The sequence below is a fragment of the Mitsuokella sp. oral taxon 131 str. W9106 genome, from assembly GCF_000469545.1.
GTDB lineage: Bacteria > Bacillota > Negativicutes > Selenomonadales > Selenomonadaceae > AWVT01.
The window spans coordinates 33715-57848 of sequence record NZ_KI273060.1 but is presented as its reverse complement, the minus strand read 5'-3'; the positions used below and the strand labels follow the sequence as shown (position 1 = coordinate 57848).

At 58.7% G+C, this 24134-nt stretch carries 24 protein-coding genes and 1 riboswitch; of the genes, 20 read left to right on the top strand and 4 right to left on the bottom strand.

From position 1 onward, the window contains the following. Positions 1-112: 112 nt before the first annotated feature. The 18 genes from HMPREF1985_RS06700 to HMPREF1985_RS06615 all read left to right on the top strand — a co-directional run bounded on the left by HMPREF1985_RS06700 (position 113) and on the right by HMPREF1985_RS06615 (position 15924). Positions 113-1426 (top strand): four-carbon acid sugar kinase family protein, encoded by a 1314-nt coding sequence (locus HMPREF1985_RS06700; protein WP_021771780.1) that lies wholly within the window; start codon positions 113-115, stop codon positions 1424-1426. Continuing rightward, positions 1423-2436 carry a 4-hydroxythreonine-4-phosphate dehydrogenase PdxA gene (gene pdxA, locus HMPREF1985_RS06695; RefSeq protein WP_021771779.1) on the top strand — a complete coding sequence of 338 codons (1014 nt, stop codon included), beginning with the start codon at positions 1423-1425 and terminating at the stop codon, positions 2434-2436. Before HMPREF1985_RS06700 ends, pdxA begins: the two co-directional genes overlap by 4 nt. 69 nt (positions 2437-2505) lie before the next feature. Continuing rightward, entirely contained in the window at positions 2506-3381 is an 876-nt protein-coding gene (gene dapA / locus HMPREF1985_RS06690) for a 4-hydroxy-tetrahydrodipicolinate synthase (RefSeq protein ID WP_021771778.1), read from the top strand. A 10-nt stretch (positions 3382-3391) separates the two neighbouring features. Then, the gene (locus tag HMPREF1985_RS06685) at positions 3392-4375 is read left to right on the top strand and encodes a hydroxyacid dehydrogenase (protein ID WP_021771777.1); all 984 of its coding nucleotides are present in this window, start codon (positions 3392-3394) and stop codon (positions 4373-4375) included. A 58-nt stretch (positions 4376-4433) separates the two neighbouring features. Next, positions 4434-4961, top strand: a complete 528-nt coding sequence (locus HMPREF1985_RS06680) for an MFS transporter (protein ID WP_231385174.1) — start codon at positions 4434-4436, stop codon at positions 4959-4961. Positions 4962-5187: 226 nt separating this feature from the next. Then, positions 5188-6336, top strand: a complete 1149-nt coding sequence (locus HMPREF1985_RS06675; protein WP_021771774.1) for an amidohydrolase family protein — start codon at positions 5188-5190, stop codon at positions 6334-6336. Between the two features lie 59 nt (positions 6337-6395). After that, complete coding sequence (locus tag HMPREF1985_RS06670; protein WP_040637336.1) at positions 6396-7544, top strand: iron-containing alcohol dehydrogenase; 1149 nt, start codon at positions 6396-6398, stop codon at positions 7542-7544. Positions 7545-7597: 53 nt separating this feature from the next. Further along, positions 7598-8089: a tripartite tricarboxylate transporter TctB family protein gene (locus tag HMPREF1985_RS06665; protein WP_021771772.1), complete on the top strand. Its 492-nt coding sequence runs from the start codon at positions 7598-7600 to the stop codon at positions 8087-8089. Positions 8090-8114: 25 nt separating this feature from the next. Further along, on the top strand, positions 8115-9644 hold the full coding sequence (locus tag HMPREF1985_RS06660; protein ID WP_021771771.1) for a tripartite tricarboxylate transporter permease: 1530 nt from the start codon (positions 8115-8117) through the stop codon (positions 9642-9644). A gap of 40 nt (positions 9645-9684) precedes the next feature. Continuing rightward, positions 9685-10683: a tripartite tricarboxylate transporter substrate binding protein gene (locus tag HMPREF1985_RS06655; RefSeq protein ID WP_051349076.1), complete on the top strand. Its 999-nt coding sequence runs from the start codon at positions 9685-9687 to the stop codon at positions 10681-10683. Positions 10684-10697: 14 nt separating this feature from the next. Next, complete coding sequence (locus tag HMPREF1985_RS06650; protein WP_021771769.1) at positions 10698-11306, top strand: cytidylate kinase-like family protein; 609 nt, start codon at positions 10698-10700, stop codon at positions 11304-11306. Positions 11307-11482: 176 nt separating this feature from the next. After that, entirely contained in the window at positions 11483-11665 is a 183-nt protein-coding gene (locus HMPREF1985_RS06645; protein ID WP_021771768.1) for a hypothetical protein, read from the top strand. A 94-nt stretch (positions 11666-11759) separates the two neighbouring features. Next, on the top strand, positions 11760-12038 hold the full coding sequence (locus tag HMPREF1985_RS06640; protein WP_040637335.1) for a hypothetical protein: 279 nt from the start codon (positions 11760-11762) through the stop codon (positions 12036-12038). Between the two features lie 50 nt (positions 12039-12088). Further along, on the top strand, positions 12089-12766 hold the full coding sequence (locus HMPREF1985_RS06635) for a hypothetical protein (RefSeq protein ID WP_021771766.1): 678 nt from the start codon (positions 12089-12091) through the stop codon (positions 12764-12766). A 99-nt stretch (positions 12767-12865) separates the two neighbouring features. Next, a complete protein-coding gene (locus HMPREF1985_RS06630; RefSeq protein ID WP_040637334.1) occupies positions 12866-13522 on the top strand; it encodes a D-sedoheptulose-7-phosphate isomerase in 657 nt (218 codons plus the stop codon). Positions 13523-13656: 134 nt separating this feature from the next. Then, positions 13657-14115: a DUF3290 domain-containing protein gene (locus HMPREF1985_RS06625; RefSeq protein WP_021771764.1), complete on the top strand. Its 459-nt coding sequence runs from the start codon at positions 13657-13659 to the stop codon at positions 14113-14115. Further along, the gene (locus HMPREF1985_RS06620) at positions 14115-14756 is read left to right on the top strand and encodes a DUF421 domain-containing protein (protein WP_021771763.1); all 642 of its coding nucleotides are present in this window, start codon (positions 14115-14117) and stop codon (positions 14754-14756) included. The genes HMPREF1985_RS06625 and HMPREF1985_RS06620 overlap by 1 nt, the downstream gene beginning before the upstream one ends. 106 nt (positions 14757-14862) lie before the next feature. After that, positions 14863-15924 (top strand): L-threonylcarbamoyladenylate synthase, encoded by a 1062-nt coding sequence (locus HMPREF1985_RS06615; protein ID WP_040637332.1) that lies wholly within the window; start codon positions 14863-14865, stop codon positions 15922-15924. 92 nt (positions 15925-16016) lie between these two features. Here HMPREF1985_RS06615 and HMPREF1985_RS06610 read toward each other — a convergent pair whose 3' ends face one another. Beyond that, positions 16017-17192, bottom strand: a complete 1176-nt coding sequence (locus HMPREF1985_RS06610; protein ID WP_196805358.1) for a phosphoribosylaminoimidazolecarboxamide formyltransferase — start codon at positions 17190-17192, stop codon at positions 16017-16019. A gap of 49 nt (positions 17193-17241) precedes the next feature. Continuing rightward, positions 17242-17317, bottom strand: a riboswitch (ZMP/ZTP riboswitch). A gap of 147 nt (positions 17318-17464) precedes the next feature. Between HMPREF1985_RS06610 and pfkA the strand changes: the two genes are divergently transcribed. After that, a complete protein-coding gene (pfkA, locus tag HMPREF1985_RS06605) occupies positions 17465-18427 on the top strand; it encodes a 6-phosphofructokinase (RefSeq protein ID WP_040637330.1) in 963 nt (320 codons plus the stop codon). A 295-nt stretch (positions 18428-18722) separates the two neighbouring features. On the opposite strand, the gene HMPREF1985_RS06600 is transcribed toward pfkA, so the two are convergent. Next, positions 18723-21113, bottom strand: a complete 2391-nt coding sequence (locus tag HMPREF1985_RS06600; protein ID WP_040637329.1) for a homocysteine S-methyltransferase family protein — start codon at positions 21111-21113, stop codon at positions 18723-18725. Between the two features lie 101 nt (positions 21114-21214). Then, positions 21215-22330, bottom strand: coding sequence for a 5-methyltetrahydropteroyltriglutamate--homocysteine S-methyltransferase (locus HMPREF1985_RS06595; RefSeq protein ID WP_021771757.1), 1116 nt, complete (start codon positions 22328-22330; stop codon positions 21215-21217). Positions 22331-22485: 155 nt separating this feature from the next. Here HMPREF1985_RS06595 and HMPREF1985_RS06590 point away from each other — a divergent pair, with 155 nt between their 5' ends. Continuing rightward, the gene (locus HMPREF1985_RS06590) at positions 22486-23415 is read left to right on the top strand and encodes a LysR family transcriptional regulator (RefSeq protein ID WP_040637327.1); all 930 of its coding nucleotides are present in this window, start codon (positions 22486-22488) and stop codon (positions 23413-23415) included. 5 nt (positions 23416-23420) lie between these two features. Here HMPREF1985_RS06590 and HMPREF1985_RS06585 read toward each other — a convergent pair whose 3' ends face one another. After that, positions 23421-24095, bottom strand: a complete 675-nt coding sequence (locus tag HMPREF1985_RS06585; protein ID WP_021771755.1) for a Vitamin B12 dependent methionine synthase activation domain protein — start codon at positions 24093-24095, stop codon at positions 23421-23423. Between the last annotated feature and the right edge of the window lie 39 nt (positions 24096-24134).

Here is a 24134-nt window from a genome sequence, read left to right as displayed (position 1 = left end):
GCAACAAGCCTGCTTTTTTTGTGTGCAGAAAATACGCAAGAATCGCATCTTTCAAGTTGGCACGATTCTTGCGTGAGTATAGGAGTGAGAGAACGGGAAGAAAGGTGATGGCATGTTGCGCTTAGCCGTGATTGCAGATGATTTGACCGGGGCGAATGACACAGCGTTGCAGTTTGCGAGGCAAGGCATGCACGCGTTCGTCCAGCTCGGCATAGAGGATGGGTTCCCTGGAGACGGGGAGGTCGTCGTCGTCGATACGGACAGCCGGGAACTCGCGTGCGGGGAGGCGTATCGGCGGATGCACGCGATATGCCGTTCCCTGCGCGAAAGCAAGCCGTCCTGCATCTACAAGAAGATCGATTCGACGCTGCGCGGCAACTGGGGGGCAGAGGTCGCGGCGGCCGACGATGCGCTTGCCCCTTCGCTCGTCGTGATTGCGCCTGCCTATCCCGCACAGGGGCGCACGACAGTGGACGGGGTACACCTGCTGCACGGCGTCCCCATCGAGCGGACGGAAATCGGCCATGCGCCGAAGACGCCTGTCCATGAGTCCGACCTTCCTGCCATGCTTGCGCAGCAAGCGCCGGGCAAGTCCGTCACGGTGCTTCCGCTCCAAACGCTCCGTGCGGGCGAAGAAGAAGCGAGAAGACGAATGGCGGAGGCACTCGCAGAAGGGCGTCGATGGATTGTGTCCGACATCGCCGAGGATGCGGACTTCGCGCGGCTGCTCGCAGCGCTCCGCGGCAAGGGCAATATCCTCTGGGTTGGCTCGGCAGGGCTTGCGGGCTCGCTTGCCTCCTTTTATGGATGGAAGGGAAGCGAGCCGAAGCCCATGCCGGTTCGGGATGGTTCGGTGCTCGTCTTTGCGGGGAGCGTCAGCCATACGACGCAGCGGCAGATCCGCACGCTGAACGAAATGTGCGGCGTGCGGACGCTGCGCCTTTCGGCTCGGCACATTTTGGAAGACGAAGGTGCGGCAGCGGCGGATGCGAAGGCAATCGAATCGCTGGTTGCAGCAGGCGAGGATGTGCTTCTCGCCTCTGCCGAAAGCGATGCGGACGTGGCGGAGGCGGTGCGCATCGGCCGCACGCATGGCCTATCGGGGCGGGCGGTCAGCGAGCGCGTCGCAGCGCACATCGCAGCGATCGCAAAGCGGCTCGATTTCGCGGACGTAGCCGGAATCGTCGCGACGGGCGGCGATACGGCGGTGCATATCTGCCGCGCCATGGGCGTGCAGCAGATCGAAGTGCTCCGGGAAGTCGAGCCGGGCGTTCCGCTCGGACGCATCGAGGGCGCACGGGAGCCGCTCTGCATCGTGACGAAAGCGGGCGCGTTCGGAAGCCCCCGCGCATTCGTCCATGCGCTTGCCGCAATCCGTGGAACGCATGTGGGCGAAAAGGGCGAAAGGAAGGAAACGACAGCATGAAAAAACCAATTCTCGGGATCACGATGGGCGATGCGGCAGGCATCGGCCCTGAGATCATCGCAAAGGCGCTCGCAAAGAAGGAGATGTACGGGCTCGCACGCCCTGTCGTGTTCGGCGATCTCGGCATGATGGAGCGGGCCGTCTCCATCACAGGCGTGCCGCTGAAATGCCGCGCCGTGGATGCGCCGGCAGAGGGCGGCGGGGACAGCGGCATGATCGACGTCATCGACCTGCACAATCTGCCGCAAGACCTTCCGTTTGCAAAGGTAGACGGCAGGGCAGGGCGCGCGGCGTACGCGTACATCGAAAGCGCCTGCAGGCATGCGATGGCTCATGCGGTGCACGCCGTCGTCACGGCGCCGCTCAATAAGGAGGCGCTCAATCTGGGCGGCGTTCACTTTCCCGGTCACACGGAAATCCTCGCCCATCTGACGGGGACGAAGGATTTCTCGATGATGCTGACGAGCCCAAAGCTGCGCGTTATCCATGTGACGACGCACATTGCCTTTCGCGATGTGCCGGATGCAGTCAAAAAGGAGCGCGTCGCAAAGGTCATCGGCCTTGCACAAGAGACGCTCACGCTCATGGGCATCCAAAAACCACGCATTGCCGTCGCAGGACTCAATCCGCACTGCGGCGAGGGCGGGCTCTTCGGCGACGAGGACGAGCGGGAAATCGCACCCGCCGTGCGCGAAGTGCAGGAGAAGGGCTGGAACGTGCAGGGCCCGATTCCGCCCGACAGCGTGTTTCACCGTGCGGCAAACCTCGATGCATTTGATATCGTCGTTGTCATGTACCACGATCAAGGGCATATTCCCATCAAGGTGCTCGGCTTCGACTGCGGCGTGAACGTCACGGTCGGACTGCCGATCATCCGTACCTCGGTTGACCACGGCACGGCATTCGCCGTTGCCGGCACGGGAAAGGCAAGCCCTGACAGCATGGTCGAGGCGCTGAAGCTCGGCGCACAGATGGCAAAGGTTCGCTTTGCTGCTGACCTGAAGGATTAAAAGATATATTCTTCAAGCAGTTCGCCATACCAATATGATTCAATAGAGAGAAAAAAAGGAGCGTGCAAGATGTTTGAAGCAAAAGGATTGATTACCCCTGTCGTCACGGCACTGACGGAAGAGGAAACCTTCGATGCAGGGATGTACCGGGAATTTATCCAACATCTCATCGAGGCGGGGGTAGACGGCATTTTTCCGATGGGAACGAATGGCGAGTTCTACGCATTCGATTCGGAGGAGAAGCTTGCCGTCATCAAGACGGCGGTCGAGGCGGTAGGCGGGCGCGTCCCGGTCTATGCGGGCACGGGCTGCATCACGACCAAGGAGACGGTGGAATTCACCAAGCGCGTGGAAGCGCTCGGCGTCGATTGCCTCTCCGTCATCTCCCCGTACTTCGTCGCCGTTACGCAGGACGATCTATTGGAGCATTTTTCCGCTGTCGCCGCGTCGACGAAGCTCCCGATGCTCCTCTACAACATCCCCGCGCGCACAGGCAACAATATCGCCTTTACGACGGTCAGGAAGCTCATGGAATCCCATGAAAATATCATCGGGATCAAGGACTCGAGCGGCAGCTTCGACAACACGCTCAAGTACATCGAGAATACGAAGGCCGGCATCAACGTCCTCGCAGGCAGCGACTCCCTCATCCTCTGGACGCTCATGGCGGGCGGCACGGGCGCGATCTCGGGCTGCTCCAACGTCTTCCCCGAGCTCATGGTCAGCATCTACCAATACTGGAAAGAGGGAAATATCGAAAAGGCAAATGAAGCGCAGAAGAAGATCCGCCCCTTCCGCAACGTCATGCAGATGGGCAATCCGAACTCCGTCGTCAAGCTCGCCGTCAACATGCGCGGCTGGAAAGTCGGTCCTGCGCGCCGTCCGTCGAACTGCACGAATCCTGCGATAAAAGACGCGCTGACGGAAGTGTTCAGGCAGTACTGAGGAGGAAGAAATGGCAGCACCCAAAATCGTAATTTCCCATCGCCTGCACGATGCCGGCATGGCCGTCCTCGAAACGGCAGGCGCAGACGTCGCCATCATCGGCTCAGGAAAGCCGGAGGACATGCTCCCCGCGCTTAAGGATGCGGACGGCGTCATCATCCGCATCGGCTCGATTGACAAGGGGACGATGCTGCAGTGCAAAAACCTAAAGGCGATCGGCCGCCCCGGCGTCGGCGTCGACGACGTGGACGTCGCGGCCGCGACGGAGCTCGGCATCCCTGTCGTCATCGCACCGGGCGCGAATACGCGCTCCGTTGCCGAACACGCGATGGCGATGATTTTCGCCTGCGCGAAGAACATGCTCGTATGCGACCATGAAATGCGCAAGGGGAATTTCGGCATACGAAGCGAGTACAAGGCGTACGAGCTGTACGGCAAGACACTCGGTCTCATCGGCTGCGGGCATATTGGCAAGATCCTCGCCGAGCTGGCGACGGGCGTCGGCATGAAAGTCCTCGTCTACGACCCCTTCCTCAAGGCGGAGACCGTTGCGGACTGGGGCTACGGATACCGTGCCGAGATGGAGGACATCCTGAAGGAAGCCGATGCCGTCTCCGTCCATACGCCGCTTACGGACGCGACGCGCGGCATGATCGGCGCGCGTGAGCTTCAGCTCATGAAGAAGACGGCGATCCTCGTCAACTGCGCGCGCGGCGGTATCATCGATGAAGCGGCGCTCGTACGCGCACTTCATGAAGGCTGGATCCAAGCTGCTGCGACTGACGTCGTCGTGCAGGAGCCGATCCGGACGGACGATCCGCTCTTTTCCTGCGACAACCTCATCGTCACGCCGCATATGGCAGGACAGACGAAGGAGGCGGCATCGGGCGTCGCGACCCTTGCAGCGGAAGGGGTCCTCGCCGTCATCCGCGGGGAGAAATGGGACAAGGTCTGCAATCCGGACGCCTATCGGCATGGCAGATGGGAAAAATAAAGAAGGTTGTCTTATATCGATAGTTCATTAAGAAAATTAAATAAAGGAGTGACAAGCAGTGGAACAACCGTCTTTAGAAATGACCAAACGATCAAACGCACGATGGAGAATTTTTTTCATGCTAGCGATCATATGCACAATCAATTACATTGACCGTGCGGTAATTTCCGTCTGTATGCCGCAAATCAAAGAGGAACTTCAATTCTCTCCTGAGATAGTTGGCGCGATTTTATCGGCGTTTTTCTGGGGATACGCTATCATGCAGATTCCTTGCGGTTGGCTTTGTGATCGCTTCAAACCCGGTAAGATTCTCCTTATTGGAGGTCTTTGTTGGGGCGTGTTTCAAGTCATTACAGGGCTTATTAGCAGTAGCAAGGCGTTTATGTTCATTCGCGTTTTGCTTGGTGTTTCAGAAGCGCCTATTTATCCTGCGGGAGCGAAGCTTCAATCTATTTGGTTGCCCGTCACAGAGCGTTCACGCGGCAGTGCGCTCGTCGATGTAGGCTCGTCACTTGGCAATCTTGTTCTTCCAAAAGTGGTCGGGCTGTTTGTATTGGACTGTCCCTGCTGCACTCGCACAACGTGAAAGCATCGGCACGGTCGGTGGTTGCATGAACTGCGTCGGCAATGTTGGCGGTGCTATTATTCCACTCGTTATCGGTGCAATCGTAGGATCGACTGGTTCATACTTCCTTGCACTTGTGCTCTTTGCTTGTTTTGGCGTTGGCATTGGGCTGTTCTCATTGCTCATTAACTTCACAAAAAAGATTGGGGTGGAAGATTGAGATCGTTTCGGAAGGAGAAATTGAATTATGGCGCAGCTTGATCTCGTGATTGAGAATGGACGTATCATCGATCCAGAAGCGAAAACAATTGAACAAAGGACACTTGGTATTTCTAAGGGAAAACTTATTCGTGTTTCGACAGATGAACCAATTGAAGCGAGAGAACGAATTGACGCAACGGGGTGCTATATCAGTCCTGGTTGGATCGATTCTCATGTCCACGTGTTCAAGGATGGAACAGAGCCTGGCTTTGCAGCGGATCTGGCACTGATTCCGATGGGCGTTACAGCCGCCATAGATGGTGGTAGTTCTGGTACCGGAAACTGGGCTAGTTTCAAGCGAGAAATCGTGGATCGCAGTATAATCCCTATTTTCTATTCCGTTAATGTATCACGATCTGGGCAGATTACCGAATTTTATCCTGAAAATGTTGATCCTGCCGCGTATGACGTGGAGGCATTGCGTACAATCTTTATGGAGGATGCAGAACATGCGCGAGGATTGAAGCTTCGATATGGGGCAGAGGTCGTAGCAGGATTTTCGGATAACGTACTTGATAAAGCACTTGCTCTCGCAGATGAGCTCGGCTGTTCCATTACAGTTCACGTTACAAATCCACCTTGTCCTATGGAGGAGATTGTGGAGAAAATGCGTCCTGGGGATTTATTATGTCATATCTACCAAGGCAAAGGAAGTACGATAATAGATGACGATGGACAGGTAAAACGCGCCGTTTTCGAGGCGAGAGAACGCGGGGTTTATTTCGACTCGGCAGATGCGCGAATCAATCATTGTTATCATGTCATTCGACCTGCTATTAAAGGCGGGTTCTTGCCGGACATCATTTCAACGGATATGACAAAAAATGGACTGTTTCATAATATGTGCTGGGGGCTGCCTGTTGTTCTGTCGAAATGGTTGAATCTAGGGGTCTCACTTCTAGACGTAATTGCTGCTTGCACCGTGAATCCTGCTGCTATCCATCGCCTGTCAGATGGGATTGGAACGTGGAAAGAACAGGCACGGGCAAACTTGACTATTTTTCGCGTTGAAAAACATCCATTCCATTTGCAAAATCGCATGGGAGAATCCTTCGATGGCACGCAGATGATTTTGCCGCAAGTTACGATTATCAATGGTATTGTTCGATGGAAAAGTTTATCTTTTCCATTTTGAGCAAATATACCAAAAACACAAATCATTTTATTTTTTATGTTATGTTAGGAGCGATTCGAATGAAGAACGGTCAAATCACCATCCCGTCCGTGCTGTTTGCAGGACAGGGGAGCAGCGAGAAGCTCGCGGAGATTCTCGCAAAGGAAAACGTGAAAAACGTTTTGATTTTCACGGACAGGGGGATTCGCGGCGCGGGGCTCACAAAGGGCGTCGAAGCGCTCTGCGGGGAGGCGGCTTCGGTCACGGTCGTGGACGATCTCACGGCAGAGCCGGCCGTCGCCGATATCGAGCGCGTCCTTGGCGAAGTCCGGGAAAAGCCGGAGCTCATCGTCGGCGTGGGCGGCGGCAGCGTCATGGACGCAGCGAAGCTCGCGAGCCTCATCGTCGGCGCGCCCTACACGCTTAGGGATCTCCTCGCGGACAGCGCTATCGCGAAGAAGCAGACGAAGACGGTCATGCTCCCGACGACATGCGGAACGGGGTCTGAAGCGACCTGCAACGCGATCGTCGCCATTCCCGAAAAGGAATCGAAGCAGGGCATCGTAAACGACTGCATGATTCCCGATTACGTTATTCTCGATGTGCAGATGATTGCGAAATTGCCGCCGAAGATCATCGCGGCGACGGGCATCGACGCGCTTGCGCACTGCGTCGAGTGCTTCACCTCGAACAAGGCGACGGCATTGAGCGATGCCTACGCGGGCGAGGGTGCAAAGAAAATCTTCCACAACATCCGCCGGGCTTGGGCGGATGCCGGCGATCTCGAAGCGAAGATGAACATGATGCTCGGCGCATTCTACGGCGGCGTTGCCATCACGGGCTCTGGAACGACGGCCGTCCATGCGCTCTCGTACCCGCTCGGCGGCAAGTACCATATCGCGCACGGCGTATCGAATGCGATTCTCTTCGCACACGTCATGGCGTTCAACGAGGATGCCTGCACGGATCGCCTCGCGATGCTCTCGGATATCGTCTATCCGGAGCTTGCGGAAAGGGCGCAGGGGGAAAAGGCGGACCATATCATCGAGGAGATTGCCTCCATCGTCCGCGATACGAAGATTCCGACGAGCCTCAAGGAGTTCGGCGTTGCGGCAGGCGACATCGACTTCCTCGTCGATGCGGGCAGCCAGCAGCAGCGCCTGCTCGTTAACAACTGCAAGAAGCTTTCGCTCGACGATATCCGTTCCATTTACGCGAAAGTCATGTGAGAGATGGAGAGCCAAAAGAAAGCGAATGCCCATAGGAAACGGAGCGGATAACGATGAAAAGCGATTTGATGACCGGCATTGCCGGTGCGGTGTTTTCCGGGTTTTACCTCGTTCAGGCGACGACGGTCAAGGTTTTCGGCGGGGCAGCGACGGCAGGTGTCAACGCGCAGACCGTGCCGAAGATTTGGGGCGGATGCCTGCTCGCACTCTCTCTCGTCCTCATCGTCCGCGCGCTCCTCGCGATGCGCAAAGAGAAGGAGACGAAGGGCTTGCGGGAGATCTTGGAGGCGATTCGGCATCGGCGCGAGGTCGTCTGCACCTTCGTCCTGCTGATCCTTTACGCCGCACTCATGCGACCCGTCGGCTTTATTTTGACGAGCATTGCCTACATCCTCTTGCAGATTTGGGTGCTGACGCCGCTGGAGAAGCACTCGCGGCGCGTGCTTGGCATTGCAGCGGGGCTTGCCGTATTTTTTTCCATCAGCCTGTACTTCGTCTTTACGAAATACCTGATGGTCATGCTGCCGCCCGGCATTTTGAAGTAGGAGAAGTAGGAAATGAGGTGAGAAAATGGATCCTTCGATTATGCTTCAAGGCGCGTTGTCCGTCGTGACCGATCCGCTGACACTCGGCTTTATCGTGCTCGGCGTCTTCATCGGCATCATCTTCGGCGCTGTGCCGGGACTCACGGCGACACTCGCGCTCATCATGTTCCTGCCCGTCACCTATACGATGACGCCCGTGCAGGGGCTCTCGACCTTGATCGCACTCTATGTCGGCGGCATATCCGGCGGTCTCGTCGCCGCGATCCTGCTGAATATCCCCGGCACGCCGTCCTCGATCGCAACGACATTTGACGGAGCGCCGCTCGCGGCAAAGGGCGAGGCCGGAAAGGCGCTCGGCGTCGGCGTTGTCTTTTCTTTTGTCGGCACAATTTTCGGGCTTCTCATGCTCGTGACAATCTCGCCGGCGCTTGCGAGCGTCGCGATCCAGTTCGGCGCGTTTGAGTATTGCGCCGTTGCGGCCTGTGCTCTCGCGCTCGTCATCAGCCTTGCGGGGCGCGACCTCGTCAAAGGGCTCATGGGGGCATTCCTCGGACTCATGATTGCGACAGTCGGACTTTCCCCTGTCGATTCGATGAAGCGATTCACGTTCGGCATGAGTGAGCTCACGAGCGGCTTTGCGCTTCTCACAATCCTCATTGGGCTGTTTGCCATCACGGAGATCGCGAAAGCGGCGGAAGAAGTGCGCGAGAAACGGGATATGCGCATCGAGACGAACGTCCATATCAAAGGTTTTGGCTTCACGCTGCACGAGTTCTTCGGACAGAAGTTCAACGCGCTGCGCTCGTCTGTCATCGGCTGTATCATCGGCATCCTGCCGGGGATCGGCGGTGCGATTTCGGGCATGCTCTCATACACGGCGGCGAAGAACCAGTCCAAGACACCGGAGAAGTACGGAACGGGCATCATCGACGGCGTCGTCGCATCCGAGACGGCGAACAATGCGGGGATCGGCGGCGCGATGATCCCGCTCTTGACGCTCGGTATCCCCGGCGATGCGGTCACGGCAATCCTGCTCGGCGGTCTCATGGTGCACAACATCGCGCCCGGACCGCTCATCTTTGAGAAGAGCGGAGCCGTCATCTACGGGCTCTTCACGGCGCTCTTCCTTTCGGCGATTGCCATGCTCTTCATCGAGCTTTTCGGCATACGCGTCTTCATTCGCGTGCTGACCGTGCCAAAATACTTCCTCCTGCCGATTATCATGGTGCTCTGCGCGATTGGCGCGTTCGGAAACAGCAACCGTATCTTCGATGTCTACAGCATCATGGCATTCGGCGTCCTGGGCTATGCCATGGTCAAGACGCACATCCCGTCCGTCCCCGTGATCATGGGCGTCATCCTGGGACCTATCTTTGAGATGAACTTCCGCCGTGTCATGCAGCTCACGGGGACGGGCGAAGGGCTGCTCGATCACCCCATTGCAGCCGTGCTTACGGCGATCGCCGTGGCGGCGCTCATATTCTCTTTCGTCATGAACCGCCGCGAGGCGAAAAAGCTCGCGGCGGCGGAGCAGGAATCAAAAGGGAATGCATAGGAAAAGGAATCATAGGAATGGAAAGAAAGAGGCGATTGATATGAAATGGACAGCAAAGGCAAAAAGAATGTTCGGGACCATTGTGATCGGCGCGTGCCTCCTGGCAGCAGCGGGCTGCGGAGGCGGCAGCGAGCGCGCGGGCGGGGATGTGGGCAATTATCCCAACAAGCCGATCAATCTCATCGTCACGCACGGAGCAGGCGGCGATACGGATTACAATGCAAGGCTTCTCGCCCGCTTGCTCGAAAAGGAACTCGGGCAGAGCGTTGTGCCGAACAATGTGACGGGCGCAAATGGGTCGATCGCACTTGAGCAATACAAAGACGGCGACAAGGACGGCTATACGATTATCGCAACGAATTCGGCGGCGCTCATCGGCAACAAGGCGACGGGGCTTTCCGATTTCAGTTATGAGTCGTTCGAGCCGATTGCCGTATACGGCAAGTCGGCAGGCGAGAACGTCGTCGTACGCGCCGATTCGCCGTACAATTCCATCGCGGATCTCGTCGAGGCGTCGAAGCAGAATCCGAATATCATCAAGTACGGTGTTTCGATGGGCGGCGGAGTCTACATTGCTTCGGTCATCATGGATAAGTCCATCGGAGCGAAGTTCAACGTCGTCGATACGGGCGATGCTTCAAATCGGCTGACGGCGCTGCTCGGCGGTCATGTCGATGCGACCTCCATCCCATATAGCGGCGCGAAGGAATACATTGAGAGCGGACAGTTGAAGTCACTCGGAACACTCCTCTCAGCACGCTCGGAAATGCTTCCGAATACGCCTGCCGTCGATGAGACGTACCCGGAACTTTCCGTTGACACATATTATGTCGTGCTTGCGCCGAAGGGGACGGATCCTGCCATCGTCGAAAAGCTCAACAAAGCCATCACGAAGATCGTCAAGGAAAACGCCGAATACAAGGCAGAAGTCGAGAAGATGAACTTCCAGGCGCCGTGGGTCTTAAGCGTGGAAGAGTCGAAGGCAGAGCTTCAGAAACAGCTCGACCACTTTATGAAGTTTGAGCAGTACTTGAAATAAGAGGAGGCCTTTCCATGAAAGAAAGCACCGTCATTGCCATAAGCCGCGAATACGGTTCGGGCGGGCGCGAGCTCAGCCAGATCCTTGCAAAGAAGCTCGGCTGGCGTCTCTACGACCGCCAGATTGTGAGCCAGGCGGCAGAAAAGCTTGGTGTCGGCGACATGGGTTTTGAGAAACTGAAGAAGTTTGAGGAGGAAGTCCCGCCGCTGCCGCTTTCCTTTACGCCGTTCTACCTGTTCGGCGTGAAGGAAAGCCCGCATTCGCTCAACGATAAGATGTTTGAGACGGAGAGCGAGGTCATTCGCCGCCTCGCAGAGGACGCGCCGTGCATCCTTCTCGGACGCTGTGCCGACTACGTGCTGCGCGACCGTCCCGATACGTATTCCTTCTATATCTGCGCTGACGATGCGTTTCGTGCGAAACGCGGAAAAGAAACGTACGAGGGTCGTACGCTGAGCGATCTCAATGCGGAGGATTTGAAGCGCGGCGGCTACTACAGCCACTACACGAACCGCAAGTGGGGCGACCCCAAATACTACAATCTTTCCATCAATACAGGAACCTGTTCGCTCGAACAGGCGGCTGGCCTCATCGTGCACTACATCGAATCGGTGCAGGCATAAGGACGGCAAAGAAAGAATCAAGGCAGTGGGAAATGCCTTGGTTCTTTTTTGTTCGTTCCGTCGCGGCAGCTTGCATCGGAATGGTCGGATAGACGTGCCCATGCAGGCGGCATTCCTTGTGCTTGTCCATCGTTTCCGCTATAATGAATCTAAATCGTATGAATGGAGGTGCCTGCATGCAGGACGATATGCGGCGTAGGGATGCGATGCGCCGTGTTCAGACGAGCATTGACCTGCTTGAAAAGCGAATGCAGGTGGATTCGGGCGACATGGAATACGAGTCGCACCTGCGGCAGAAGAAACAGCTTCAGCGCGTGCTCGACCGCATGAAGGCGCGGGAGAAGCCACAAGCACGATGAAATATACGGCAAATCCGGTGCCTTTCAGACAATCTTCATGCTCGATCCGTATACTATAAACATCAAAAGGTCAAAATGTAGAAAGGAACATATTATGTCACAGCGCATGACGATGGATGAAGTGCTCAAGGAGTACGGCGTGCCGCAAATCAAGCTCGATGTGCACGCGACGCGCTCCGAGCTTCTGAAGCTGCGCGAGAAGCTCATCGCGATCCGCGATCTCTCGAACGCGCGCGAGCAGGGCTATCTCGATGTCGACTGCAAGCTCTATATCGACGTCGACGACATCGACCGCTACCTTTCGGGCGAGCTCGACACGGTCGGGGAGATCTACGCATTCCCCGATGATATCAAATCATACAGGGAAGAATGAGCAGCAAATCCAACATAAACAGATCCAACAGAAAAGGAGAATCTTATCCCATGAATCGAAAGAAAATACTTGCCGCGGCACTGGCAGGCGCCATGGTGCTCACGGCTTCGCCCGTCCTGCCTGCGTCCGTGGATCTCACTTCGACGGCGTATGCCGCAAAGGGCGGCGCGAAATTTGCACCAAAGGCTGCGCCGAGGGTGGCGCCTGTCGCACCGAAAGCGAGCACGGGGAATGCGGGCAAGTCCGTATCGGGCAACGGCTCAGGGTACGCGCCGTCGAAGGACGCCAAGAGTCTCGACAAGAATGCGCCTGCGCCGAATGCGGCAACCCGATCGAATGCGGCAGGCGCGCAGGCGAACCAGAGTTCCAGCCGTCTCGGCAGCATCATGCGCGGCATCGGTCTTTTCGCGGGCGGCATGTTCCTCGGCTCGATGCTCTCGCACCTCTTTGGCATGGGGGGCATGATGGGCGGCATGATGGGGGATATCATGGGCTTGCTCATGAATGTCGTCCTGCTCGTCGCCGCGATCTTCGTCATCCGCTGGCTTTGGAATAAGTTCCGCGGCCGTCGGGAGGAGGAGCCTTCGCCGTATCGTCAGAACTTCTCTGCGCCTGCACCGCGCGAGACGATTGACGTGACGCCGCGCCAGAAGGTCCAGGATATCCAGCCGCCGGCGGACGCGGGCTACAATGCGCGCCAGACGGCAGACCGCTACCGCAATCGCTGATTGCATCGCGTGCCAAATGCACGTGCGGCATCCACGTCGTCTAGGCGCGCCATGGAAACGAATCCCTTGACAATGAATCCCATAGAAAGAAGCGTGCCCATGGTAAAGGAATCCACACTCGCCGCTGTTCCTGCGCTCATCGCGCACTATGCGCCGCTCGCTGCCTGCGAGAAAGATTTGCGCGAAGCGGTCATCGCGTTATGTGAAAGCTACCGCGCCGGGCATAAGCTCATCGTCTGCGGAAACGGCGGCAGTGCATCCGACTCGGAGCACATCGTCGGCGAGCTCATGAAGGGATTCCTTCTCCCGCGCAGGCTCGACGGAAGGATTGCGGAAAAGATCCGTGCGGTTTGCCCGGAGGAAGCGGACTACTTCCTCGAAAATTTGCAGGGAACGCTTCCCGCGCTCTCGCTCGTGAACCAGGTCGCGCTGAATACGGCGTTTGCGAACGACCAGGCGCCGGACCTGTCATTCGCCCAGCAGATCCTCGGCATGGGAGAGCCAGGGGACGTGCTGCTCGCGATCTCGACGTCGGGCAACTCGAAGAATGTCCTCTACGCGATTCAGATGGCGCACGTCCGCAGCATGAAGGTCATCGCGCTCACGGGCAGGACGGGCGGCAGGATTGCCGAGCGGAATCTTGCCGATATCGCGATCCGCGTCCCCTCGGATGAGACGTACCGCATCCAGGAGTACCATCTGCCCGTCTACCACATGTTGTGCATTGCGGCAGAAAACGAGTTTTTCGGGGCATGAGGGCATGGCTTGCCAACCGTTCGTACGTCGTAGTATAATGCACGCAAGGGATTTTTCTGTAAGGGAAAAACCGTCTGCCGTTAGGAGGACGGTTTTCTTTTCGTTGAAAAGGGTGACCCACAAGGGAGGTTCTTATGGAGTTTTACACGCTCGCTGCCCTAGAGGAGCAGGCGCATGGAAATTCGCTGCTGCAGTGGGGGGCGACGGCCGTCCTCCTGTTTGCCATGCTCGTCCTCGCATGGCAGTTCAGCCGGCATCGGTTTGACACGAAGTATCGCGAGCTTGGCATCATCCTGTTCCTCTGCGTGCTCTTTCTGATCGGCAGCAAGCTCGACGACTACACGCAGGCCATCGATTCGCTCGATGCCTCCTCGCACATGGTCGGCTTCGTGCAGAAGGTCAGCGAAAAGGAAGGGTTCGACCCCGATTCCGTGCTCGTGAACGCCAGACGGCTTCGGCCGGGGATGCTCATGAAGTACAGGGACACGATGTACGAGGTGCAGTTTGACAAGGACTTTGCTGCGTACCAGCTCCTGCCCGTCAAGTTCCTGCCGGATGACGTGAAGGTCGTGGACAAGAAAGAGGCACGCTGATGCTGGTTCTTACGGGGTACGCCCTGATCGCTGTGAAGTTTGCCGTCGGCATCCTGACGCTCATCGTGCAGATCAATATCATGGGCAAGGGCAATCTCGCACCGAGCTCTGCCTTTGACCAGGTGCAGAACTACGTGCTCGGCGCGATCATCGGCGGCGTCGTCTACAATGATGCCATCGGCCTCATCAAGTTCACGCTCGTCCTCTTGATTTGGACGATTCTCGTGCTCATCGTGCGCTTCGGCACGACGCATTACGCCTTCATCAAGCGCAATATCGACGGCTCGCCCGTCGTCCTGATTGAAAAGGGAGACATTCTCATCGAGGAATGCCTGCGCCACGGGATCGGCGCGAACGACCTGCACCTCAAGCTTCGCATGAACAACGTCAGCGAGATTCGGCAGGTGCGCCGCGCCATCTTGGAGCAGAACGGCCAGCTCACCGTCATTCCCTACGGCACGCAGACTGTGCGCTACCCGCTCATCGTCGACGGCCGCATCGATACGGGCATCCTCGAAATCATGGATCGGAGCGAGGAGTGGCTGCGGGAAACCGTCCGCGACTACGGCTATGACGTGAGCGAGCTGTTCATGGCGGAGTGGGTGCATGATCGGCTCGAGGTCTATCCGTACCCGAAATGATGGGAACCAGCGGCTTGTCTGGCTGCGCGGGACAACCGCCTACCCCAGTGGTGGCGGTTTTATTTTGATCGGAATGCCCGCGCGGCACAAGAGGAGGAAAGTCGAATTGGAAACAGAGGTCCTGCGTGTACTGGCATCGGATTCGGAGAACTGCGCGGCGGTTCGCCGCGCGGGAGCACTGATCCGCGCAGGCCGGCTCGTCGCCTTTCCGACGGAGACGGTCTACGGGCTCGGCGCAAACGGATTCGATAGAGTGGCGTGTGCGCGCATCTACGAGGCGAAGGGGCGGCCATCCGACAACCCGCTCATTTTGCACGTCGCGGGGCGCGCGATGGTGGAAGAGGCTGCGGCGGGGATTCCGCCGATGGCGGAGAAACTCATGGCGGCGTTCATGCCGGGCCCTTTGACGCTCATCCTTCCGCGGAAGCCCCTCGTGCCGGATCGCATCACGGGTGGTCTTGACACCGTCGGCATCCGTGCCCCCGAGCATCCTGTCGCACGTGCGCTCATCCGCGCGGCAGGCGTGCCGATTGCCGCGCCGTCGGCGAATCGCTCGGGCAGGCCGAGCCCCACGACGGCATCCTCCGTCCTGCGCGACATGGAGGGGCGCATCCCGCTCATCCTCGACGGCGGCACGTGCCGCGTTGGCATCGAATCGACAATCGTCGACTGCACGGGCGCCGTCGCGACGATCCTGCGTCCCGGCGCGATCACGCGCGAAATGCTGACGGAAGTCCTCGGCGGCTGCAATCTAGACCCTGCGCTCGTTGGGGCAAAGACCGTGCCGCGTGCGCCGGGCATGAAGTACCGCCACTACGCGCCAAAGGCGGACATGACGCTCTACTGCGGCGCACCGGCCAAAATGGCGGCAGCGTTTCGACGCGAAGTGCGCCGCCTGCTGAAAGAGGGCAGGAAGCCGGGGGTGCTCGCCAGCCATGAGACGTGCAGCGGTGTCGCTGGGCTCTTGCCTGAGAGCCGCGTGCGGGATTACGGGGCGCAGGGCGATCTCTCCGCGATAGCCTCGCATATCTACGAGGGGCTTATCGCCTTTGATGCGACCGATGCGGACGTGCTGCTCGCCGAGGGCGTCGCGGAGGGCGGGCTCGGGCTCGCCATCATGAACCGTCTCAGAAAAGCGAGCGGTGGGCGCGTACGGGAGCTTGCCTAGATTATCGCGCAAGCTGGGTTCTTGCGAGTGAATCGGAAAAGCCCGCTGCTATTTGCAGCGGGCTTCTTGTTTCACGTGGAACAAAATGCATGTCAATGATGGAAGAGGCGGATATGCGTCATTGCCATGGCGATTCCGTACTTGTCGCAGGCCGCGATGACGTTATCATCGCGGATCGAGCCGCCAGACTGCGCGATGAAGCTGACGCCGCTCTTATGGGCACGCTCGATGTTGTCGCCGAAAGGGAAGAAGGCATCCGATCCGAGCGCGACGCCGTGCGCTTTTGCGATCCAAGCCTTCTTTTCCGCGCGCGTAAAGACAGGTGGCTTTTCGGTGAAGACGCGCTTCCAGTCGTCCGTTTCGAGCAGGTCTTCCCACTCTTCGCCGATGTAGACGTCGATGGCGTTGTCGCGGTCGGGACGGCGCACGTCATCTCTGAATGGGAGCGCGAGCACCTGCGGCGCGTGGCGCAAATGCCAGTTGTCCGCCTTCTGCCCCGCAAGGCGCGTGCAGTGGACGCGGCTCTGCTGCCCTGCGCCGATGCCGATCGCCTGCCCGTCCTTCGCGTAACATACGGAGTTGCTTTGCGTGTACTTCAGCGTGATGAGTGCGATGAGGAGGTCGCGCTTTGCGGCTTCGGGAATATCCTTGTTCTTCGTCGGGCGGTCAGCGAGACAATCTCTCGTGATGGCGATCGTGTTGCGCTGCTGCTCGAATGTGACGCCGAAGACCTGCCTGCGCTCCAGCGTGCCCGGCGCGTATGCCTCGTCCATCTGGAGCACGAGGTACGTTCCCTTGCGCTTCTTCTTGAGAATGTCGAGCGCTTCGGCGGAGTAGGAGGGCGCGATGATGCCGTCGGAGACCTCGCGTGCGAGGAACGATGCCGTTTGGGCGTCGCACGCATCGGAGAGCGAGACGAAGTCGCCGTAGGAGCTCATGCGGTCAGCGCCGCGCGCGCGCGTGTATGCCGTCGCGACGGGCGACAGCTCGATACTCTCGACGAAGTAGACTTTCTTGAGCGTCTCATCGAGCGGCACGGCGACGGCTGCGCCTGCCGGACTGACGTGCTTGAACGATGCTGCCGCAGGAAGCCCTGTTGCTGCCTTGAGCTCGCGCACGAGCTGCCAGCCGTTGAGCGCATCTAAGAGGTTGATGTAGCCGGGCTTGCCGTTCCGCACCGTAAAGGGGAGGCCGCCATGCTCCATCAATACGCGTGCGGGTTTTTGGTTGGGATTGCAGCCGTACTTGAGTTCGAGTTCCTTCATGATGTGCTCCTTTTCTTGCGCAGAAAACGACGACAAAAAGCCGACAAAATCCAGACGATGCCCAGACGGTCGGCTCTCTTCCCTGTGCTCCCCGTGGTGCTCCACTTCCGTCAGTCGCACAGCTTACGGTCTCAATCTATCATTTCCGTTCCATCTTGTCAAATAAAAACCTGTTTTCTTTCCCTGTTTTATGGTATGATTAGGGAGACGATTCCTTTGTGGAACAACAGGAAGCTGCAGGTAAAGATCCGAGTCAAGGCAAGGGGGATATATCCATGTTGAAAAGCATTGCAGTCATGACGAGCGGCGGCGACAGCCCCGGAATGAACGCGGCAGCGCGTGCCGTCGTGCGTACTGCTTTATATGAGGGCGTGACGGTCTGGGGCATCCACGACGGCTATCACGGCCTGCTGGAAGAGAATATGGTCAAGATGGAGTCGAAGGATGTCGGCGATATTATTCAGCGTGGCGGTACGTTCCTCGGTACGGCTCGCTGTGCGCGTTGGAAGACACCCGAGGGGCGTCAGCTCGGCTACAAGCACCTCATTGACCGCGATATCGAGGGACTCTGTGTCATCGGCGGTGACGGCTCCCTGCGCGGTGCGTCGCTCCTCTCGAAGGAGACGGGCATTCCCATCGTCGGGCTTCCCGGCACGATCGACAACGACGTCTGGGGCTCGGACTACACGATCGGCTGTGACACGGCGGCGAATACGATCATCGATGCGATCAACAAGCTGCGCGATACGGCATCGGCACATCGCCGTGTCATCGTCCTTGAGGTCATGGGCAGGAACAGCGGCTGGCTGGCGCTCATTTCCGGCATTTCGGGCGGCGCGGAGTACATTCTCGTGCCGGAGGCGCCGTACGATCTCGAAGCGATTTGCGAGGATATGAAGAAGGCGTATGAGAAGGGCAAGCGCTACATCCTCGTCGTCGTCGCAGAGGGAGCGGGCAGCGCGAAGGAAGTCGGCGACTTCATCGCGGAGCGCACGCAGCTTGAGACGCGCATTTCCGTGCTCGGCCATATCCAGCGTGGGGGATCGCCTACGGTCATCGATCGCGTACGCGCGAGCCAGCTCGGCGAGCAGGCGGCGCTCGCCCTCATTTCGGGGCTGTCGAATATCGTCTTCGGCTTCAGCAAGGGGCATGTCGTGTCCATCGACCTCCATGACTCGGTCAACAATAAGAAGAAGCTCGACCCCGACTATCTGCACCTTTCCAAGGTCTTGTTCTGATACAGAAGCTTAGCGCGAAATAGGCAAGCCCGTTCCTTTCTTTTCGGTTTTTGCCCGGTGATCTGCGGCAATCCGACGAAAGATGGTGAGCGGGCTTACGTGTTTCACGGGAAACATATAGGCAAAAGGCTGTAAATGCAAGCATGCAGGCATCCAGCGCAGACCCAAAAGAGGCACGCCTTTGGCAAAGGCGTGCCTCTTCTGGGGCTGCCAAATGTCACGGGTTTGCTTGGAAGCGATCATTCTTTCGCAACGTTTAGGCTAAAAGCCCGTTCTTGCAGGTGTGCATGCGGTTTTATCTTGCGCCGACGATTTCTTTCGCGAGTTTGACGGCCTTGACGCCGTCGGCGGCATAGCAGTCGGCGCCGCAGCTTGCAGCGTAGTCCCGTGTGACGGCGGCGCCGCCGACCATGACCTTGGCGGCGCAGTTTGCTGCCTTCAGCTTTTCGATGGTTCGGTCGATCTGCGGCATGGTCGTCGTCATGAGGGCGGCGAGCCCGACGATGTCCGCCTTGTGCTCGATGGCGGCGGCGACGACGGTATCGGAGTCGACATCCTTGCCGAGGTCGATGAGCTTGAAGCCGGAGTTCGCGAGGAGTGCGCCCGTGATGTTCTTGCCGAGGTCGTGGACGTCGCCCTTGACGGTCGCGATGACGACCGTGCCTTTGTCGGCTGTCGCGCTCGCGGGGATGCGTTCCTTGAGCTTATCGAAGGCGGCGCGCATCGTTTCGGCGGAGAGCAGCACCTGCGGCAGGAACATGCGTCCCGAGCCGAAGTCCTCGCCGATCTCTGTCATGGCGGCGGTGAGGCCGTATTCTGTGATTTCGTTTCCCGTCTTGCCTTCCTTGAGCGCCTGCTCGACGAATGGAACGATAGCATCCTTTTCCCCTTCGATGACGGCCTGCTTGATGGCGTCCAAAATGGGGAGGTCGGTCGTCTTCATGACGGCCGCCTTTTTCGGCACGGCGAGGTTCGCTTCGTCCTGGCTGAAGGCGATGCCGTTCGGATCGTGCCCGAGGAGCGCGGCGCTTGCCTTGAGCGCACGCTGCATCTTGTCGTCGTAGGGATTCATGATGGGCGCATCGAGTCCCGCCGCGAGGCACATGGAGAAGAATGTGCTGTTGATGAGCGGGCGGTTCGGCAGGCCGAACGAGATGTTCGAGAGTCCCATGGTAGATGGATAGCCGAAGTCCGCGCGGTATCCCTGAAGGGTATTCAGCACCTCGCGGCAGGCGTTCTTGTCGGCAGACACGGTCATGACGAGCGCGTCGAGCAGGAAGTCGCCGTCTGTGAGCCCCGCTTCCTTCGCCTTGCCGATGATGTAGTGCATGGCAGCGAGACGGCCTTTTGCCGTCTTCGGCACGCCGTCCTCTTCGGTGACGGGCAGGCAGAGGATCGCCGCACCGTACTTCTTGGCGAGCGGCAGGAAGTCCCTTATGCGGTCGTCCTCGCCCGTGACGGAGTTGATGAGCGCACGGCCGGGGTAGGCGCGAAGCCCTGCCTCAAGCGCGGCGGGATCGCTCGTATCGATAGAGAGCGGCGCGTCGGTGAGCTGGGCGATCTCCGTGACCGCCTGCTTCATCGCCGGTGCTTGGGCGATGCCCGCGACGCCCATGTTGACATCCAATAGGCTCGCCCCTGCCTTGACCTGATTGACGGCTTCTTTCTTGACGGAGAGAAGCGATCCTTCCTTGATCTCAGCGGCGAGCGTCTTGCGCCCCGTCGGGTTGATGCGCTCGCCGATGAGCACGGTCGGGAGGTCTTTGTCGATGCAGACGGAGCGGCTGCGGCTCGCGAGCCAGAGGCGCTTTTCGCGCGGTGCGCGGACGGGTTCTTTTACGCCATGGAGCGCGGCGGCAAGCGCGCGGATGTGGTCGGGAGTCGTGCCGCAGCAGCCGCCGAGGTACGTCGCGCCCGCCGCTACGAGCTTCGGCGCCCACGAGCCGAATTCTTCTGCCCCCATGGGGAAGCGGGTCACGCCGTCCACGAGCGTCGGCATGCCTGCATTCGGCTGCACGCTGATGGGGAGGTCGGTATTTTCCGCAAGTGTCTTGACAATCGGCACGAGCTGCTCCGGTCCGAGCGAACAGTTGACGCCGATGATGGAGGCGCCCATCGCCGACAGGATGATCGCGGCGCTCTGCGGATCGGTGCCCGTGACAGTGCGCCCGTCGTCGCTGTAGGTGAGCTGGCAGATGACGGGGACGCCGGGGGCGGCCGCCTTTGCAGCGAGCAGTGCGGCGCGCATTTCCTGGATATCGATGCACGTTTCGATGATGAGGTAGTCGACGCCTGCATCTGCAAGCGCTTTCGCCTGCTCGTGAAACGTTTCGTAGGCGTTCTCGAAGTCCAGATCGCCGAGCGGCGTGACGAAGCGCCCTGTCGGCCCCATCGAGCCTGCGATTTTGACGGTCCTGCCCGATGCGGCGATCGCCGCTTTGGCGATTTCCACGGCAGCGGTGTTGATCTCTGTGACGCGGTCCTCAAGCCCGTAGTGGTCGAGTTTTAGGCGGCTCGCGCCGAAGGTGTTCGTCTCGATGATGCTTGCGCCTGCCGCGATATACTTCTCGTGGATCATCCGCATGACTTCGGGGCGCTCGACATTCATGAGTTCGGGGCAGCCGCCCGGCGTCAGACCGTTTGCCTGCAGCATCGTGCCGCACGCGCCGTCAAAAATGTGAAACATGGAGAAAGTCCTTTCTTGCATGGCGTATTAAGAGGAAGACAAAAGCAGCCGATCCGCAGGAGAGGCTGCCTTTGTTTCACGTGAAACATTCGTTTTTGGTGTCATGCCCAAACTTCGTCGGCAATTTCCTTGATGAGACGAAGCTTTGCCCATTGCTCGTCCTCGGTCAGGAGGTTGCCCTCTTCGGTCGAAGAGAAGCCGCATTGCGGGCTCAGTGCAAGCTTTTTGAGGGGAACGTACCGGCTCGCTTCCTCAATGCGGCGGCGAATCGCGTCCTTGGATTCGAGCTCTGGCGATTTTGAGGTGATGAGGCCGAGGACGACCATCTGATCTTGGATGTAGCGCAGCGGCTCGAACCCGCCGGCACGGTCGGAATCGTATTCGAGGAAAAAGCCGTCGACTGCGCAGCCGCCGAAGAGGACTTCGGCAATCGGGTCGTAGCCGCCCGAGGAGAACCAAGTCGAGCGGAAGTTGCCGCGGCAGATGTGCATCGTGACCGTCATGTCTGCAGGCTTTGCCGCAAGAACCTTGTTCAGCATGCGCACGTATTCGCGCGCGACGTGGTCGAGGTCGATGCCGCGTGCCGCATACGCTTTGCGCTTCGCCACATCGCAGAACTCGCCCCACGACGTGTCGTCGAACTGGAGGTAGCGGCAGCCCGCGTCGTAAAACGCGCGGACGGCTTCCCGATACGTGCGCGCAATCGCGTCGAAGAGGGTGCGCTCGTCCGCATACATCGCGATCGGCTCATAGCCTTCGGCACGGACGCATGGGATGAGGTGAAGCATGCTCGGCGATGGGATCGTGAATTTCACGAGCGTGTCGCCGGCGATCGACTTCATGAAGCGGAAATGTTCGAGAAATGGATGGTCGCCAAAGCCGAGACGACCCGTAATCTGAATGGTTGCGGCCTTCGGCTGATGCCCTTTGAAGTGGACCGACCAGTGCTTGGCCTTGACTTCCGTGACACCTTCGAGGGCGGCGAGGAAGTCGAGGTGCCAGTAGCGGCGGCGGAATTCGCCGTCGGTGACGGCCAGGAGGCCGACGGCTTTCTCCTTGGCGACGAGGTCACGGATCGCTTCGTCCTCGCAGGTCTTTAGGGCGGTGGCATCCACCTTGCCGGCCGCAAAATCGGCGCGTGCCTTCTGCAGTTTGGGTGGGCGCAGGAAGCTGCCGACGATATCGTATCGGAAGGGGGGTGTCGTTCTTTTTTCCATGGGATGCCTCCTAGGTAGATCCGTGTGTTCGTGTCTGTGCGTCTCGGACATGTTATCTACGATTGTACCATAAATGCGCGTACGATAAAAATACGTTTAACTTTGGCTATGCCATAGTCTGAATCTATGATATAGTGGTAGCGGGAGGGGATCCTTTGACTTTGAACCAACTGCGCTACGTCGTCGAGACGGCAGAAGCGCATTCCATCACGGAGGCAGCGGCGCGCCTTTTTATCACGCAGCCATCCCTCACGAGTGCCATCCATGCATTGGAGGAGGAGCTCGGCATTCGGATTTTCACACGTACGAACAAGGGGATCCGCGTCACGGCAGACGGCGAGGAATTTCTCGCCTACGCGCGGCAGATGCTTTGGCAGGAACGGCTGATGCACCAACGCTACGGCAAGCGGCAGGATGGCAAGCCGCGCTTTTCGGTTTCGGCGCAGCACTATTCCTTTGCCATCGAGGCGTTCGTAGACCTCCTGCGCGAGGTGGGCGAAACGCGCTATGAGTTCCATATGCGCGAGACGGAGACGTATCGCATTCTGGAGGATGTGGGAACGCTTCGCAGCGAGGTCGGCGTGCTATATCGAAGCCCCTATAATGCGACGGTCATCATGCGTGCCATAGCCGCACATGGGCTTCGCTTCACGCCGCTCTTTCGGGCGAGGCCGCACGTTTTCATCAGCAAGCGCAATCCGCTCGCCGCCAAGGAAGAGGTGACGCTCGCCGACTTGCGTGACTTTCCGCGTCTCTCCTACGAGCAGGGCGACCACAATGCATTCTATTTCGCCGAGGAGCTCCAGAGCACGCTTCCCGCAGACAAGGAACTCATCGTGACCGACCGTGCGACGCTGTTCAATCTTCTTATCGGGCTGGGTGGCTACACGATTTCGAGTGGCGTCATCAATGCGGAGCTGAATGGCGCGGATATCATCGCGCGCCCGCTGCGTGTCACGGACTATATGGAGGTCGGCGTGGTGCAGCATGGACGGGTGCGGGCAAGCAATTATGCGCGCCGCTACATTGCATGCCTGAAGCGGCGTCTGCCGTCTGAGGCGGAAGATGCGGCAGATTCGATATGAAGCGGCTATGCTTTTCTAGAGGGGCAGTCCTTTTGGGCACAGGCGGCGCAGTCTTTTTTCTCGTGCGCCGGGACGTCCGCCGCGCCCTCCTTATATAGGCCGATGATGGCGGTGATGCTCTTTCTTGGCACGAGCATCTTCGACTCGGAGAGCGAGACGCCGATCTCCTCTGCATGCGTCGTGCGGATGAGTTCGGGCTGCTGGTCGAGTGGCCAGTCGCCGTAGCCGGGGGAGAAGCGCCAGCGCATGCTGTAGCCCTGCGCTGCCATCTGTGGCTTTATCGCCTTTTCCATGCCGTCGGCGATCTGCTCGACGGCTGTCGTCGCGGCGGCGTCCAAGAGGACGCTTGTCGCGTATTCGCCGCTTTGGAACCGCTTCGTGACCTCCTCCTCGATGTCGTCGCCGACCGTCGCAGAGAGCAGGATGACTTTGTCGCACGCTTCGAGATGCTTGCCGATCTTCTTGCCCTCGATGAGGAACGGCGGGTCGGCCTTGACTTCCTGCGTTTTTGCGTCGTAGTCGTAGAGCTGCCATATCCCGCGCGGCGCGGCGAGCAGGCGCGCGTCCTGGCATGCCTCCAAGATGAGGCCCTCGTCGAAATCCTTTGCGCGCATAAGCCCCGCATAGCGGCGCGTCTCTTTCGGATCGATGGCTAGGAGCGGTGCATGATAAACGGGCATCGAATCACTTCCTCGGAATAGAAAGAAAAAATAAAATGT

Bases quoted from the DNA above. Each gene is read 5' to 3' on its own strand.
- HMPREF1985_RS06670 (WP_040637336.1), top strand. From the start codon at position 6,396: ATGAAGAACGGTCAAATCACCATCCCGTCCGTGCTGTTTGCAGGACAG.
- pdxA (WP_021771779.1), top strand. From the start codon at position 1,423: ATGAAAAAACCAATTCTCGGGATCACGATGGGCGATGCGGCAGGCATC.
- HMPREF1985_RS06585 (WP_021771755.1), bottom strand. From the start codon at position 24,095: ATGCCCGTTTATCATGCACCGCTCCTAGCCATCGATCCGAAAGAGACG.
- HMPREF1985_RS06645 (WP_021771768.1), top strand. From the start codon at position 11,483: ATGCAGGACGATATGCGGCGTAGGGATGCGATGCGCCGTGTTCAGACG.
- dapA (WP_021771778.1), top strand. From the start codon at position 2,506: ATGTTTGAAGCAAAAGGATTGATTACCCCTGTCGTCACGGCACTGACG.
- HMPREF1985_RS06655 (WP_051349076.1), top strand. From the start codon at position 9,685: ATGAAATGGACAGCAAAGGCAAAAAGAATGTTCGGGACCATTGTGATC.
- HMPREF1985_RS06660 (WP_021771771.1), top strand. From the start codon at position 8,115: ATGGATCCTTCGATTATGCTTCAAGGCGCGTTGTCCGTCGTGACCGAT.
- HMPREF1985_RS06675 (WP_021771774.1), top strand. From the start codon at position 5,188: ATGGCGCAGCTTGATCTCGTGATTGAGAATGGACGTATCATCGATCCA.
- HMPREF1985_RS06650 (WP_021771769.1), top strand. From the start codon at position 10,698: ATGAAAGAAAGCACCGTCATTGCCATAAGCCGCGAATACGGTTCGGGC.
- pfkA (WP_040637330.1), top strand. From the start codon at position 17,465: ATGTTGAAAAGCATTGCAGTCATGACGAGCGGCGGCGACAGCCCCGGA.
- HMPREF1985_RS06700 (WP_021771780.1), top strand. From the start codon at position 113: ATGTTGCGCTTAGCCGTGATTGCAGATGATTTGACCGGGGCGAATGAC.
- HMPREF1985_RS06600 (WP_040637329.1), bottom strand. From the start codon at position 21,113: ATGTTTCACATTTTTGACGGCGCGTGCGGCACGATGCTGCAGGCAAAC.
- HMPREF1985_RS06635 (WP_021771766.1), top strand. From the start codon at position 12,089: ATGAATCGAAAGAAAATACTTGCCGCGGCACTGGCAGGCGCCATGGTG.
- HMPREF1985_RS06595 (WP_021771757.1), bottom strand. From the start codon at position 22,330: ATGGAAAAAAGAACGACACCCCCCTTCCGATACGATATCGTCGGCAGC.
- HMPREF1985_RS06685 (WP_021771777.1), top strand. From the start codon at position 3,392: ATGGCAGCACCCAAAATCGTAATTTCCCATCGCCTGCACGATGCCGGC.
- HMPREF1985_RS06625 (WP_021771764.1), top strand. From the start codon at position 13,657: ATGGAGTTTTACACGCTCGCTGCCCTAGAGGAGCAGGCGCATGGAAAT.
- HMPREF1985_RS06630 (WP_040637334.1), top strand. From the start codon at position 12,866: ATGGTAAAGGAATCCACACTCGCCGCTGTTCCTGCGCTCATCGCGCAC.
- HMPREF1985_RS06640 (WP_040637335.1), top strand. From the start codon at position 11,760: ATGTCACAGCGCATGACGATGGATGAAGTGCTCAAGGAGTACGGCGTG.
- HMPREF1985_RS06620 (WP_021771763.1), top strand. From the start codon at position 14,115: ATGCTGGTTCTTACGGGGTACGCCCTGATCGCTGTGAAGTTTGCCGTC.
- HMPREF1985_RS06665 (WP_021771772.1), top strand. From the start codon at position 7,598: ATGAAAAGCGATTTGATGACCGGCATTGCCGGTGCGGTGTTTTCCGGG.